Below are 14745 nucleotides of genomic sequence, written 5' to 3'. Positions count from 1 at the left end.
GGTCACACCGGCTCCGCATTGGCCGCGCTGAGCCCGAGTTCCTCGAGAACTGCGTCGGTGTCCGCACCGAGCGACGGGGCGGGTCCGGCGACCCGGCCGGGCGTGCGTGAGAACCACGTCGGCACACCGGGAAAGCGCACCGGCCCATGTTCGGTGTCGAGGGTCTCGAACAGGCCGACCGCGTTCAGATGCGGATTGTCGAACAACGCGCCGGGAGTGTTCAGCGGCGCCGCCGGAATCTCGAGTTCACCGAACAGCGCCAGCCACTCGTCGGTGGTGCGCTCCGTCATCGTCTCGGCCAGCAGCCCGTACACCGCATCGATGTTGTGCGCGCGTAGCTCCAGCGTGGCGTACTGCTCGGCGGACTCGCTGAGCCAGGCCGGCTGCACGGCGTCGACGAACGCGTTCCAGTGCTTGTCGTTGTAGATCAGGACGGCGATGTAGCCGTCGCTGGTGCGGTACGGCCTGCGGTTCGGCGCGACGGTGCGCGGGTACACCGCGGGGCCGAGCGGAGGGTCGAACATGGCGCCGTTGGCATGCTCGACCAACATGAAAGACGCCATCGTCTCGAACATCGCGACCTCCACCTCCTGCCCCTCGCCCGTGCGCTCACGGTGGAACAGTGCCATGGTGGTCGCATACAGGGCGGTCAGACCGGCGACCTTGTCAGCCATGATCGTGCCGACGTAATCGGCTTGCCCGGTCAGCTGCTGTTGCACGGCGGGTATTCCGCACTCCGCCTGGATCGTGTCGTCGTAGGCGGGGCGGTCGCGTTCGGGTCCGCGGCGGCCGTAGCCGTAGCAGTTCGTGTAGATGATCGACGGGTTGATCTCGGCGACCTCGTCGTAGCCGAAACCCAGCTTGGTGACCGCCTTGGCCCGCATCGAATGGATGAACACATCGGCGCGCTCGATCAGTGCCCGCATCGCGGCTCGCCCCACGTCCGTCTGCAGGTCCAGCACCACGCTGCGCTTGCCGCGGTTGACGTTGACGAACACCCCGCTCATGCCCGGCGCCGGCCCGACGGAGATGAACCGGGTGTTATCACCTTGCGGAGGTTCGACTTTGATGACGTCGGCGCCCATGTCGGCCATGATCTGCGTGCAGTACGGGCCCATCACCATCGCGGTGAGGTCGACGACGCGGACACCGGCCAGCGGTCCGCTAGGCATGGACACCGTTCCTGGCCATCGCGAAGCTGTACCGGATGTGGTCGCCGTGCCCGTCGGGCACCACCGGGAACACTACCGGATCACCGATGTCGCGGATCGCCGCGATGTGCGCGTCGACGTCCTCGATGGACCACGACGGCCGGTACACGCCCGGCGCTTCGGCGACGACGGCCCGCGCGATACGGCCGGCCAGTGCGATCATCACTTCGCCTGTCAGCGAGCAGGATTCGTGCGATAGCCACCCGACGGCGGGTGCCACCAGTTCGGGCCCCATCGGCGGGTACGCCGAGGTGTCGATGCCCGCGGCCATCCGCGTGACCGCCGCGGGAACGATCACGTTGCTCGTGACTCCGTGTGCGGCGCCCTCCATCGCGGCGACGTTGGACAGTCCGATGATGCCGGCCTTGGCGACCGCGTAGTTGGCGACGTCGTGGTTGCCGTAGAGACCGCCGATCGAGGAGGTCAGCACGATGCGGCCGTAGCCAGCGTCGCACATCAGTGGAAACGCCGGGCGGACGAGGTGGAACGCGCCGCGCAGGTGGACGTCGAGGACGGCTTCGAAGTCGTCGTACGTCATCTCCTTCAACGAGGCGCGGCGCACGATACCGGCGTTGTGGATCAGGACGTCGACTCGGCCGTAGTGCTCCAACGCGGTGTCGACGATCGCCTTGCCACCGGCGGCGTCGGCGACCGAGTGGGTACTGGCGACGGCTTCGCCACCCACGGAGTCGATTTCGCGGACCACGTCGTCGGCAGGGGCGTCGTCGGACTCGTCGCCGGTGAGGCTCCCGCCTGCGTCGTTGACCACGACTCTGGCCCCACGCTCGGCCAGCAGCAGCGCATACGACCGCCCCAGGCCGCGGCCGCCGCCGGTGACGACCGCGACCCTGCCGTCGAACCTCAGGTCAGGCATGTGGCGTTCCGGCCGTCAGTTTCCCAGTGCCAGGCCATCGAGGTCACCCTTGTCGCGCCAGACCTTCAGCAGGTCGCCGAAGGCGTAGAACCCGGGGCCGTACGGTTCGCCGAGGTGGGACCGGATGCCCTCCCCGCCGCCACCGCCTTCGTTGTTGTAGTAGCCCGGCGTGCAGGACGCGTCGAAGGCCGAGTTGTCGATCGCGTTCTCCTTGATCGTCGCGCACCAGGCGTCCTGCGCCTCCTGCGTCGGCTCCACGACGGTCGCGCCCCGCTCGAGCGCCCGGGCGACGATGTAGGCGATGTGCTCACCCTGCAGTTCGTAGTTCGCCGCTATGTTGGCCGAGATGCCGACCTGGGTGAAGCCGGTGAAGAACTGGTTGGGGAAGCCCTTGCTCGTCATGCCGTGCAGGGTCTGGTACCCGTCGCGCCAGTAGTCGTACAGCGACTGCCCGTCGCGGCCCTCGATGGCGTCGATCGAGTACCGGCGGCTGATCTCGGTGGTGATCTCGAAGCCGCTGGCGTAGATGATGCAGTCGACCTCGTACTCGTGACCGTCGACGACGAAGCCCTTCTCGGTGATCCGCTCGACGCCTTTGGATTCCGAGACGTCGACCAACGTCACATTGGGCTGGTTGAACACCGGCAGGTAGTCGTCGTTGGACAGCGGACGCTTGCACAGGAACCGGTAGTAGGGCTTGAGCGCCTCGGCGGTGTCGGGATCCTCGACGATGGAGGCGACCCGCCGGCGCAGTCGCTCCATGATCTTGTAGTCCTCCTCCTCGCGGATCGCCATGAACTCCTCGGGCGTCAGCGAGGCCGGGTCCTCGAGTCCCAGCACGCGGGCGGCGGTGTTGCGGCCCAGTTCGGTCCAGAAGTCGCAGACCAGGTCCGGCTGTCCGAGCGCCATGCCCTCGAACGTCCACGAGTGGAAGTTGCGCTGCCGTTCCTTCTGCCAGCCGGGTTGCAGCGTCTTGACCCAGTCGGGACTGGTGGGCGCGTTGTTGCGCACGTCGATCGACGACGGCGTGCGCTGGACCACGTACAGGTGCGCAGCGTCGCGCGCCAGATGCGGCACCACCTGGACGCTGGTGGCTCCGGTGCCGATGATGGCGACGCGCTTGTCGGCCAGCTTGTGCATGCCGCCGGTGGTGTCGCCGCCGGTGTATTCGTAGTCCCAGCGCGACGAGTGGAAGCTGTGGCCCGTGAAGTCCTGCATGCCGGGGATGCCGGGCAGCTTCGGCCGGTGGAACGGTCCCGACGCCAGCACCACGAAGCGTGCGCGGATGTCGTCGTCGCGGTTGGTGCTCACCCGCCAGCGCTGGATCTCGTCATCCCACTTGAGATTTCGAACCTGGGTGGAGAATATGGCGCCGTCGTACAGTCCGAAAAACTTGCCGATACGCCTGCAGTGCTCGTAGATCTCCGGCCCGTCGGCGAACTTCTTCGTCGGCATGTAGTCGAGCTCTTCGAGAAGCGGTATGTAGCAGTAGGACTCGTTGTCGCATTGAATGCCCGGATACCGGTTCCAGTACCAGACCCCGCCGAAGTCGCCGCCCAGCTCGATGATCCGGACGTCCTCGACACCCGCCTTCTTCAACTCGGCCGCCGTCAGCAGGCCGCCGAAGCCACCGCCCAGCACGGCGACGTCGATGTCGGCGTTGATCGGGTCGCGCGGGGTGACGGGCGTGTACGGGTCCACCTCGTAGTAGCCTGCGAAGTCGTCCTGAAGTTCGACGTACTGCTTGGAACCCTCGGGACGCAACCGCTTCTCACGTTCGACGCGGTACTTCTCGCGCAACGCCTCGATGTCGATGTCCGTCGGTACGTCGGTGGGCCCGCACGTGGTCTCCGCCGGGTTGCCGTGCGCTTCGGCTTCGGCCTCTGAGATGGTCATCGGATCGGTTACTCCTAGAGCTCTCGTGGTTCGCCGGTGCCCATGTACTTGGACAACTGGTAGTGGAGGTTGACGGTGCTGCGCTCGCGGTACGGGTTGGGTTTGGTGCCGGGGAAACCGAGCGACTTCATGCCCTGCTGCACCGCGGCCATGTTCGAGAAGTCCTGCGGCAGCACAGACAGCCAGTTGGAACTGTCCTCCGGCGTGTACTGCCATTCTGTCTGCGGCTCTTTCCCTTTGGGAAACAGCTCATAGGTGGCGACCTCGAAGATGCACTTGTTCGGGTCGTAGCTGGGATGGGGACGGGCGCTGTAGCACAGCGCAACCGTCAGACCCTGGCCGATCTGGAAGTTCGGGAAGACCTGCCACGCGGTGCCTGCCTGGCCGAGGATGTCGGCCGGGATGGTCGGCCAGATCACGCCGCGGGCCTCGTCGTCGCGGCGGGCCGAGGCCAGCCAGTGCTCGAGCACCTTGTCGGGCGGCGTGCCCTCGGGAAGTTCGTCGACCAACCGCTTGGCGGCGTTCACCAGCGTCTCGGTGGTGGAGGAATTGGTCTCCTCCATGGTGTACACCTGCATTTCCGCGGTGGACATGCGCGGGTCCGCCCCCGTGCCGAGGCGGATCTTGGACTTGGTGGCCTCCATGTTCTTCGGGGCCTCGTAGCCGATGTTGCTGTGCTTTCCCTGCGCCTTCGCCCACCCCTTGAACTCGCCGAACCTGTTGAACTCGGGGTGGGTGGTGAACACGTGGTAGGTCTCGTTGAAGGCCTCCATGGCGACCTTCCAGTTGCAGTCGAAGTACAGCCACTTGCGCCACTTGTAGCGCATGTTCTCCAGACCGAACGGATCGAGGATCTTCGCCGCCGGGAACAGGTAGTCGGCCAGCGGTTCACAGTCGGGATCCATGTTGATGAACAGCCAGCCGCCCCAGGTGTCGACCCGCACCGGCACCAGGTGGGTGTTCTGCGGGGTCAGCGCGCCCTTCCAGTCGTCCTGCTCACGGATGTGCGTGCACGCACCGTCCAAACCGTATGTCCAACCGTGGAATCCACACATGAACGACTTGCGTGCCCGCCCGACCGCGTTCTTCTGCCCGGCCGGGGTGTCGACCAGGCGGCGGCCTCGGTGCATGCACACGTTGTGGTGGGCGGCAAACGCCTCCCCTGATCGGCCGGGCCCGGTCCGCACCACGAGGATGGAATCGTCGAGGATGTCGTAGGTGAGGTAGCTGCCCACCTCGGGCAGTTCCTCGACGCGGCCGACCTGCTGCCACACCTTGCGCCACAGCTTGTCTCGCTCGGCGCGGGCGTAGTCCTGCGAGATGTAGGCGTCGACGTCGATGGTCATCGGTTCCGATAATTCCTCGGGAACCTCGACGTCAGGCTTGTTGTCGATGTCGGTCATCAGATCTCCTTGATCGCGGCGCGGAAGGTCTCGTCCTTGAGGAACAGGGAGGTGTTGTCGGCGCCGAGGTGCGTCCACTTGAGGTTGAGCCCGCCGTCGACGAGCAGGGTCTGCCCGGTGATGTAGCCCGACAGGTCCGAAAGCAGGAACAGGATCGCGCCGGCCTGCTCCTCAGGGCGGCCGCGCCTGCCCATCGCGATCGCGGTGCGGTCGCGGTCGGGATCCTCATCGACGTACATGCGTGATGCGGCGGTCTCGGTGACGCCGGGCGCGACGGCGTTGACGCGGATGTTGTCCAGCGCCAGTTCCACGGCCATCGTCCGGGTCATCGCCGCCACCGCCGCCTTGGCGGTTCCGTAGGCGATGTGGAACGGCGCGGTGTTCATGCCGCTGATCGACGAGATCGACACGATCGAACCCGGATTGCCGCGCCCGCGTATCTCGGTCGCGACAGCCTGGCTCATGAAGAACGCCGTCTCCAGGTTGGCGGCGAACAGCGCTCGCCAGTCCTCACGGGTGACGCGCGTGGCGGGCATCCATGTCGAAGGCGCGGCGCCTCCCGCGACGTTGACCAGACCGTAGAGGTCGCCGTCGGTGCCTCGCACCCGGTCCAGCACGGTCGCGATGCCCTCGTCGGTCGATGCGTCGGCGGCCACGGGGACGACCGACAGGCCGTCGTCGGCCAGAGGCGCGACATGCTCGTCGAGGTTCTCCTTCGACCGACTCACCGCGACCACGGTTGCGCCGGCCTCGCCGGCCATCCGGGTCACGGTGGTGCCGATCCCGCCACCGCCGGCGCCCGACACCACGACGATGCGGCCGTCCAGCCTCAACGGATCCGCCACGCTAATTGTCCGGACAACATATCGTGCTCTGCATATTGCAGAACACTATTCCGCAGCAAGAATCCGAGAGTCAAGGGCAGCGAGGCATGTTCTCAACACTATTGTCTGGACTAGAACGGCTTGATAGCGTCCGAGGTCATGACGCAGTCCGCGACGGGGTCGCAGCCGCTGACCCGCTATCCGGGGCCGGATCCGACCGTCGCCAAGGGCTGGCGGCTCGAACGCCTGACCGCGCCGAGTCGCCTGTTCGGCGCGAACGGCCTGCGCACCGGCCCCGACGGCCGAATCTACGTCGCGCAGGTCACCGGCAGCCAGATCAGCGCCCTGGACCTGGGCAGCGGAACCCTCGACACGGTGAGCCCCAAGGGTGGCGACATCATCGCGCCGGACGACGTCGCATTCGACGGGGCGGGCAACATGTACGCCACCGAGGTGATGGACGGGCGGGTGAGCGTGCGCGAGGCCGCCGGCCGGACCCGCGTGCTGCGCGACGACCTGCCCTGCGCCAACGGCATCACCGTCCACCAGGACCGGTTGTTCGTCAACGAGTGCCGTGACGGCGGCCGGTTGATGGAGTTGGACTCCAGCAGCGGCGCGATGCGGATGCTGGCGGAGAACCTGCCATCGCCGAATGCGATGGAAGTCGGTCCCGACGGGTTGCTGTATTTCCCGCTGATGACGGCGAACGAGATATGGCGCATCGACCCGGCGGGCGGTGAACCCGAGCGGGTGACCGGGGACCTCGGAGTGCCCGACGCGGTGAAGTTCGATGCGCAGGGTCATCTGGTGTCGACTCAGGTGGCCAGTGGGCAGGTGCTACGGATCGACCCACGTACCGGCGACAAAACTCTTCTGGCGCAGCTGAATCCGGGCCTGGACAACCTGGCCTTCGTCGGTGAGCGGCTGTTCGTGTCCAACTTCACAGGTGAGATCACGGAGATACTGGCTGGTGGTGAGACCCGCACCGTGCTGGCGGGCGGCTTGAACTGGCCGCTGGATCTGGCGGTGAGCGACGACGGCGCCCTCCACGTCGCCGACGGGACCTACTTCTATGCGGTCGGTCCCAGTGGCTCGCTGCAGACCGTCGGGATGCTGTTCACCCCTGGGTACCCGGGGTTCCTGCGCGGGCTGGCGCCGGCGGGGGACGGGGCCTGGATCGTCGCGACGTCGGGCGGTCAGATCGCCCGCTACCGGCCGGCTGACGGCGAAACCGATTACCTGGCCGATGGATTCGACCAGCTCTACGGTGTCGCGATCGGGCCCGATGACGAGATCGTGTTCGCCGAACTCGGCACCGGCCGGGTGCACTCGCTGCGTTCCGGCCATTCCGAGCTGCTGGCCTCGGAGTTGCGCGACCCGGTCGGCGTCGCATTCGGGCCGGGCGGTCCGCTGGTGGCCGAGTCGGGTGCCGGGCGCGTCGTAGGTCTCGCCGGCGGCACCGAAACCGTGGTCAACGAACTGCAGCGCCCGCAGGGCATCGCGGTCGCAGACGGCGTGCTGTACATCGTCGACGCCGGCGCCAAGGAGGTCGTCGCGGTCGACCTGAACACCGGGGCGCGCGACACCATCGCCGCCGGGTTGCCCGTCGGTCCCCCGCCCGGTGTGGAGCCCAAGCCGCTCAAGGGAATGCCGCCGTTCTCCGGTCCGCAGGGCCCGTTCGCAGGCATCACCGTCGGCAGGGACGCCACCGTGTACGTGTCTGCCGACGGCGAGGGCAGCGTGCTGGCGCTACGACGATCATGACCGTCAGCCCGACCGATCACCGCTACCTGCAGGTGGCACGCACCCTGCGCAAGGAGATCGTCGACGGGGTGTTTCCGGTGGGGTCCCAGCTGCCCACCGAGCAGCAGCTGTGCGAGCGGTTCGAGGTCAGCCGATACACGGTGCGCGAGGCGTTGCGCCGCCTGCGCGACGACAACCTCATCGCGTCGCGTCCCCGCGCGGGCACCCTGGTGGTGCCGCGGCCCGCCGCCAACTCCTATGTGCAGGACGTGGTCTCGATCAACGACCTGCTGGCGTTCGCGTCGGGCGCCCAGCTGACCATCGAGTACAACGCGATGGTCGCCGTCGATGCTGCACTCGCTGCGCGCACCGGCCTGGAGATCGGCTCGCAGTGGCTGGCCGTGCGCGGGCACCGGCAGAGCGAGGACAGCGATGCCGCGGTCTGCACCACGGAGTACTACATCAACCGCGCGTTCGCCGCCGTCGGCCGGTTGCTGCAGCGCCACTCCGGACCGATATTCCCGCTGATCGAGGACCTGTTCGGCGTCAGCGTCGTCGAGGTGCACCAGGAGATTTCGGCGATCTCTGCTTCCGGTGAGCTTGCCGAGGCCCTGAAAGTCGACGCAGGCAGCGCCGCCCTGGAGATGAGGCGGACCTATACCACCTCCGACGGCGAGATCGCTCAGGTCACCATCAACACGCATCCGTCGTCGCGCTACCGGCACTCGATGACCATGCGTCGGGTGAAGGGCTGACCGTGCGGGTCGACGAGGTCCGCGCCGCCGACGCCTACCGCCGCGGGCTGTGGGTGTCGGGGACGCTGGCCGACGCGCTGCGCGACGCCGCGCAGTCGGCGCCGGATCGAATAGTGCTGGTGGACAGCGATGTTCGGCTCGACTGCCGGACGCTGCACGACGGCGCGGTGGTGCTGGCGCGGGCGTTGATGTCCCGGATGCCCGCGGGCAGCGTGGTGTCCTTCATGCTGCCCAATTGGCACGAGGCCGCGGTGATCTACCTCGGCGCGACGCTGGCCGGCATGGTGGTGAACCCCATCCTGCCGTCCCTGCGCGATCACGAGCTGAAGTTCATCCTCTCCGACGCCGACTGCCGGGCGATCTTCGTGCCGTCGACGTTCGGCGGCCACGACTACGCCGCGATGCTGCGCCGGGTCACCGCCGCCATGGCGTCACCACCAGAAGTCGTGGTGGTACGCGGCGGGGCGGGCGCCCACACCCGCTACGACTCGATGCTCACCGGTGGCACGACCGCGGTGCTGCCGGTTCTGAACGCCGACTCGGTGCGGATGATCCTCTACACCTCCGGCACGACGGGTCGGCCGAAAGGAGTTCTGCACACGCACAACTCGATCCACGCGCTGATCCGCCAGATCGGCGATCACTGGCATGTCGCACCCGGGGACACATTCCTGGTGCCGTCGCCGATCGCCCACATCGGCGGCTCGATCTACGCGTTCGAATGCCCTCTGCTGCTGGGCAGCACCGCGGTGCTGATGGATCGGTGGGACCCCGGCGCCGCAGTGTCGTTGATGCTCACCGAGCATGCCACCCACATGGCAGGGGCGACGCCGTTCCTCGACGGCCTGCTCGCAGCGGCCGAGCACGCCGGCTCCCGCCTGCCGGATCTCAAGGTGTTCATCTGCGGCGGCGCTTCCGTGCCGTCCTCGCTGATCCGCAGGGCCGCAGGCTACTTCGAGAAGGCGGCGGTGTCACGGGTCTACGGATCGACGGAAGTGCCGGTGACGACCATCGGCGCGCTGGACGACGCCGACCGCGCCGCCGACACCGACGGCAGACCGGGTATCGCCGACGTCAGGCTGGTGGACGGGGAGATCCGCGCCAAGGGGCCGCAGATGCTCGTCGGATACCTGCATCCGGGCGACGAGACCGCGTCGTTCGACGACCAAGGCTTCTTCTGCACCGGCGATCTCGGCCGCTGGGTCGATGACCACCTCGTGGTCACCGGCCGAGCCAAGGACATCATCATCCGCAACGGCGAGAACATCTCCCCCAAGGAAATCGAGGACATCCTCATCGGGCATCCCGGCATCGCCGAGATCGCGGTGGTCGGCGTACCCGACCAGCGGACCGGTGAACGTGCGTGCGCCGTCATCGTGGCCTCCGACCGGCCCGCACCCGATGTGCCCGCGATGCGCGCGCTGCTGCAGGAGCACGGCGTCGCGCGGTTCAAGGCGCCGGAGCGGGTCGAGGTCTGGGACTCGTTGCCCAAGAACGATGCCGGGAAAGTGCTCAAGCACCGGATCAGAGCGGCACTGAGTGAAGCGGGTGGCTGATATGCAGGTTGCAATCGTGACGGGCGCGAGCAGCGGCATCGGGTTCGGATGCGCGACGACGCTGGCCGAAGCGGGTATGGCGGTGCTCGGTACCGGCCGAGACGAGGAGCGGTTGGCGGATCTGGCGAAGGCGATCGACGATCCGTCTCGGGTGGCGACTTTGGCCGTAGACCTGACCGCAGATGATGGGCCGCAACGAATCGCGCAGACCGCGGTGGACCGGTGGGGCCGCATCGACTTCCTGATCAACAACGCAGGCGTCGGCAGCCCCAAACCGTTGCACGAAACCGACGACGAGTCTCTGGACTATTTCTTGGGGCTGATGCTGCGGGCGCCGTTCCGGCTTGCCCGCGAGGTGATCCCACACATGCGCCCGGGATCGGCCATCATCAACATCACTTCCACTTTCGCCGTGGTGGGCGGGTTGCGCGGCGGGGCGTACTCGGCGGCCAAGGGCGGTCTGACGTCGCTTACCAGACACATCGCCTGTCAGTACGGACCACAGGGTATCCGGTGCAACGCCGTGGCTCCCGGTGTCACGCTGACGCCGATGGTGGCGACACGCCTGGACGACGAACGGTTCCGCAAGATCAACACCGAGATGACGCCGTACCCGCGACTGGGTGAGGTGAACGACATCGCGAGCACGGTGGCATTCCTGTGTTCGGACGGTGCGAGCTTCATCAACGGGCAGGAGATCGTGGTCGACGGCGGCTGGACCTCGACGAAGTACCTGTCGGACTTCGCGCTGAACTCCGACTGGGTGCCGCGGTGAACCTGTTCGCGCTGCTCGACCAGGCGGCCCGTCGCTTCCACGACCGTGGCGCCGTGTATCTCGGTGAACGACAGCTGTATACGTGGGGTGAACTGCGCGAGCGAGCGTTGCGTCTGGCCGCGTCGCTGGGCGAGCCGGGCACCCGGATCGCCATCGCGAGCGAGAACAGCCCCGCTGTCATCGAGGTGATGTTCGCCGTCTGGGCGGCCGAATGCGTCTACGTGCCGATCAACTACAAACTGCACCCGCGCGAGATGGTACAGATCCTCGACGACTCCGGCGCCGCACGGGTGTTCGCGTCGCCGACCATCGCCGAAGCGCTGAGACCGGAGACGTCGACTCCTATCGAGACCATCGGAAGCGACGGCTACTCAGCGCGTTTCACCGCCACGCCGGTGACACCGCCGGTGACCGAACCGGAGCGGTTGGCGTGGCTGTTCTACACCAGCGGCACCACCGGCCGATCCAAGGGCGCGATGCTGTCACACCGCAACCTGATGGCGATGACGGTGGCACACCTCGCGGACTTCGACGACCCGGACGAGGACTGCAGTTTGGTGCACGGCGCGCCGATGTCACACGGGTCGGGCCTCTACATTCCGCCGTATGTGCTTCGGGCGGCGCGGCAGGTGGTCCCCGAATCGGGTGCCTTTGATCCGGACGAGTTCCTCGACCTGTGCGAAACCCATCCCGGCTGCAGCGCGTTCCTGGCGCCGACGATGGTGCAGCGACTGGTGCAGACGGACCGGGCCTGCCCGCGCAACCTGCGCACCATCGTCTACGGCGGCGGACCGATGTACGTCGACAGCCTGAAGAAGGCGATGGCCGCCTTCGGCTCCGTCTTCGTCCAGTTGTACGGCCAGGGCGAGGCGCCCATGACGATCACCGGCCTGCGTCGCGCCGACCACATCGACACCGACGACACGGTTCTGGGCTCGGTCGGCTATGCCCGCTCCGGGGTCGACGTGGCCGTGCTCCGCGCGGACGGCACGTCGGCCGCTGTCGGTGAGATCGGTGAGATCGTTTGCCGCGGAGATGTTGTCATGTCCGGTTACTGGGAGAACCCGGAGGCGACGGCGGCCACGCTGCAGGACGGCTGGCTGCGCACCGGCGATATGGGTTCGTTCGACGCTCGCGGTTACCTGACCCTGCGCGACCGGTCGAAGGACGTGGTGATCAGCGGCGGCAGCAACATCTACCCGCGAGAGGTCGAAGAGGTGCTGCTCGAGCATCCCGGCGTCGTCGAGGCCGGCGTGGTCGGCGCACCCGACGAGGAGTGGGGCGAGGTGGTGGTGGCGTTCATCGTCGGCGAGGCGTCGGCCGCCGAGTTGGACGATTACCTGTTGGACCGAATCGCCCGGTTCAAACGGCCCAAGCGCTACGAGTTCATCGACGAGCTGCCCAAGAACAGCTACGGCAAGGTGCTCAAACGTGCCCTGCGGGAACGGCTCTGACGATCCTGACGCCGGCCGCGTCTTCTCCTCGGCCGGAATCTTCGTTCGTCGTGATCGGGCCATGACCCACTCGACCTCCTCAACGGCCACGCTGTGAATAGCGCGACCCTGCCGAGAGTTTGAGGTCAGTAAAGGGTGGTACTATCGAACGTATGTTCGAGACTCTCGATGGGGCGGGCTTGATCGCCACCATCGCCGAGGCCACCCGCGCGGAGGCTTCGGCGGCGGCGTTGCGGTCGGCGGCCATCGGCGAACTCATCGCGCGTCAGGTCGGTGACGACGACGATGATGCGCGGGCTTCGTGGGCGTGCGATCCGTGGGATTCGATCGCCGCGCAAATCGCTGCGGCGATGAACATCAGTCACCGCAAGGCTTCTGGTCAGATGCGGATCGCCGTGACCCTAAGCGAGCACCTGCCGAAGGTGCTTGACCTGTTTCGGCAGGGTCTGCTCAGCGGTCGGGTGATCGCCGCTGTCACATGGCGCACCCGCCTGATCATCGACGATGAGGTATGGGCGAAGATCGACGCGGAAGTGGCCTCTCGCGCGACCAAGTGGGGACCGTGGACCGACGAGAAGATCACCGCTGCAGTCGATGCGCTGGTGCTGCGTTTCGACCGGGCGGCGGTGATCGCCAGCCAGTCCCGGATACGAACCCGCGACTTCACTATCGGGCACTACGAAGACGAGGCTGGGACAACGTCAGTGTGGGGCAAGCTGGCGGCCGCTGACGCTGCTGTGTTGCGGGAGAAGATCGCGTCGATGGTAGCCGGAGTCTGCGACCAGGATCCGCGCACGACCTCCGAGCGCCGAGCCGATGCGCTGGGAGCTTTGGCCAACGGCAATGAACACCTCAACTGCGCCTGCGGAATTGCGAGCTGCCCGGCGAACACGAGAAATCCCCCGCCGAAATCGTCGGTGGTCATCCACGTCGTGGCCGACCAGCGCGCAGTCGCGGCAGCGGCCGCGGGACCCGACGCAGGCACGGCGGTCTTGTCGGGCCGTGAGGCGCTACCGACCCCGCTGCTGGCCGAATTGTTGCGCAACGGCGCCGCCGTCCGGCCACTTGTAACACCGTGCGAGCAACCCGAACACGGGTATCGCCCGTCCGCGGCGTTGGCCCGATTCGTGCGGGCGCGAGACTTGACCTGTCGCTTTCCCGGATGCGTGATGCCGGCGGAGTTCTGCGACATCGACCATGTGATTCCCCATCCGGTCGGACCCACGCATCCGTCGAACCTGGCCTGTCTGTGCCGTAAACACCACTTGCTCAAGACGTTCTGGAACGGCGACTGGAAGCTTGTCCTCGCTGCCGACGGCTCCGCGGTATGGACTTCGCCGACCGGGCAGTCCTACACCACATATCCAGGCAGCAGGCTCTGGTTCCCGACGTGGGACGTCACCAGCACTGACCTCTCACCGCCTGAGAAGGCTCCGCCGCCCAACGGTGATCGGGGGCTGCGGATGCCTATCCGCAAACGCGCCCGAGCAGCTGACCGCGCAGCGCGAATCAATGCCGAACGCGCTCAGAACCTTCGGGATGCACCGCCGTTCTGATCAATTCAGGCCGGCGCGAACACGCTCCTGAACCGCTCCAACGATTCGCGGATGTCACCCTTGAGCGCAGCGGCGACCACCATGCCGATCGGGCCGAACAGTGCCGGCCCGCCCAGGTGCACGTCGAAGGTCACCGACGACGCATCACCCGACGGCGCGATCTTGCCGATCAACTTGACCTTGACGCCGCCGACGCCTTCGCCGTTGAGCGTCATCGCCTGCGGCGGCTTGTAGTGCACGACGGTCCACCGGATCCGGTTGGGCATGCCCTTGACCTCGACGATGGACTCCACGACCGTGCCCTTCTCGATGGTCTCCGGCAGCTTGGAGCGCCACACCCGGTGGATCGAAAGCCACTCCTTGTAGCGCGACAGGTCGGATGCGGCCGCCCACGCCTGCTCGGGCGGCAACGGGACGTCGACCGAGACGGAGAGCTTGGCCATCGCCTACGACGTGGGCGGGGCCGTCGGTGGCTGCCGCGGCGGCTGCTGCCGCGGCGGCTGCTGCCCGCTGCGTCCGGCATTGTCTGCAACCGCTTTCCTGGCGGCGTCCTGCACCTTGTTCACCTGCTGGGCGTACTTGCCCCGCGTCCGCTTGTCAACGAGGTCACCGGCTTTGTCGATCGCGGTGTTGGCCTTATCGGCGTTCTTGGCCAGCACATTCTTCACCTTGTCGAAAATTGCCATGCGCTCAAGGCT

General features: G+C 67.0%; 13 protein-coding genes. 6 read left to right on the top strand and 7 right to left on the bottom strand.

Annotated features, from left to right (window positions below; translation table 11 throughout):
• Positions 1–2 precede the first annotated feature (2 nt).
• The 5 genes from K3G64_RS13135 to K3G64_RS13115 are packed head-to-tail and all read right to left on the bottom strand — an operon-like array spanning position 3 to position 6229.
• Positions 3–1172 carry a CaiB/BaiF CoA transferase family protein gene (locus tag K3G64_RS13135; RefSeq protein ID WP_238950321.1) on the bottom strand — a complete coding sequence of 390 codons (1170 nt, stop codon included), beginning with the start codon at positions 1170–1172 and terminating at the stop codon, positions 3–5.
• Positions 1165–2085, bottom strand: a complete 921-nt coding sequence (locus K3G64_RS13130; RefSeq protein ID WP_238950320.1) for an SDR family NAD(P)-dependent oxidoreductase — start codon at positions 2083–2085, stop codon at positions 1165–1167. The genes K3G64_RS13135 and K3G64_RS13130 overlap by 8 nt, the downstream gene beginning before the upstream one ends.
• Before the next feature lie 15 nt (positions 2086–2100).
• The gene (locus K3G64_RS13125) at positions 2101–3981 is read right to left on the bottom strand and encodes a flavin-containing monooxygenase (RefSeq protein WP_238950319.1); all 1881 of its coding nucleotides are present in this window, start codon (positions 3979–3981) and stop codon (positions 2101–2103) included.
• Between the two features lie 14 nt (positions 3982–3995).
• On the bottom strand, positions 3996–5384 hold the full coding sequence (locus K3G64_RS13120; protein ID WP_238950318.1) for an aromatic ring-hydroxylating oxygenase subunit alpha: 1389 nt from the start codon (positions 5382–5384) through the stop codon (positions 3996–3998).
• On the bottom strand, positions 5384–6229 hold the full coding sequence (locus K3G64_RS13115) for an SDR family NAD(P)-dependent oxidoreductase (RefSeq protein ID WP_238950317.1): 846 nt from the start codon (positions 6227–6229) through the stop codon (positions 5384–5386). The genes K3G64_RS13120 and K3G64_RS13115 overlap by 1 nt, the downstream gene beginning before the upstream one ends.
• Positions 6230–6367: 138 nt before the next feature.
• On the opposite strand from K3G64_RS13115, the gene K3G64_RS13110 reads away from it, so the two are divergent.
• The 6 genes from K3G64_RS13110 to K3G64_RS13085 all read left to right on the top strand — a co-directional run bounded on the left by K3G64_RS13110 (position 6368) and on the right by K3G64_RS13085 (position 14047).
• Complete coding sequence (locus K3G64_RS13110; protein WP_238950316.1) at positions 6368–7972, top strand: Vgb family protein; 1605 nt, start codon at positions 6368–6370, stop codon at positions 7970–7972.
• The gene (locus K3G64_RS13105) at positions 7969–8706 is read left to right on the top strand and encodes a GntR family transcriptional regulator (RefSeq protein ID WP_238950315.1); all 738 of its coding nucleotides are present in this window, start codon (positions 7969–7971) and stop codon (positions 8704–8706) included. The genes K3G64_RS13110 and K3G64_RS13105 overlap by 4 nt, the downstream gene beginning before the upstream one ends.
• A gap of 2 nt (positions 8707–8708) precedes the next feature.
• On the top strand, positions 8709–10262 hold the full coding sequence (locus K3G64_RS13100; RefSeq protein ID WP_238950314.1) for an AMP-binding protein: 1554 nt from the start codon (positions 8709–8711) through the stop codon (positions 10260–10262).
• 1 nt (position 10263) lies between these two features.
• Positions 10264–11037, top strand: coding sequence for an SDR family NAD(P)-dependent oxidoreductase (locus K3G64_RS13095; RefSeq protein WP_238950313.1), 774 nt, complete (start codon positions 10264–10266; stop codon positions 11035–11037).
• The gene (locus tag K3G64_RS13090; RefSeq protein ID WP_238950312.1) at positions 11034–12491 is read left to right on the top strand and encodes an acyl-CoA synthetase; all 1458 of its coding nucleotides are present in this window, start codon (positions 11034–11036) and stop codon (positions 12489–12491) included. The genes K3G64_RS13095 and K3G64_RS13090 overlap by 4 nt, the downstream gene beginning before the upstream one ends.
• Positions 12492–12643: 152 nt before the next feature.
• Entirely contained in the window at positions 12644–14047 is a 1404-nt protein-coding gene (locus K3G64_RS13085) for an HNH endonuclease signature motif containing protein (protein ID WP_238950311.1), read from the top strand.
• Positions 14048–14052: 5 nt separating this feature from the next.
• On the opposite strand, the gene K3G64_RS13080 is transcribed toward K3G64_RS13085, so the two are convergent.
• Both K3G64_RS13080 and K3G64_RS13075 read right to left on the bottom strand, forming a co-directional pair.
• Entirely contained in the window at positions 14053–14490 is a 438-nt protein-coding gene (locus tag K3G64_RS13080; protein WP_238950310.1) for a type II toxin-antitoxin system Rv0910 family toxin, read from the bottom strand.
• Positions 14491–14493: 3 nt separating this feature from the next.
• On the bottom strand, positions 14494–14733 hold the full coding sequence (locus K3G64_RS13075) for an antitoxin (RefSeq protein ID WP_238950309.1): 240 nt from the start codon (positions 14731–14733) through the stop codon (positions 14494–14496).
• Between the last annotated feature and the right edge of the window lie 12 nt (positions 14734–14745).

Origin of the sequence: Mycobacterium sp. IDR2000157661 (assembly GCF_022317005.1) — a bacterium.
Lineage (GTDB): Bacteria > Actinomycetota > Actinomycetes > Mycobacteriales > Mycobacteriaceae > Mycobacterium.
The sequence above is the reverse complement of the archived record's forward strand: the minus strand, read 5'-3'. Positions and strand labels throughout refer to the sequence as shown.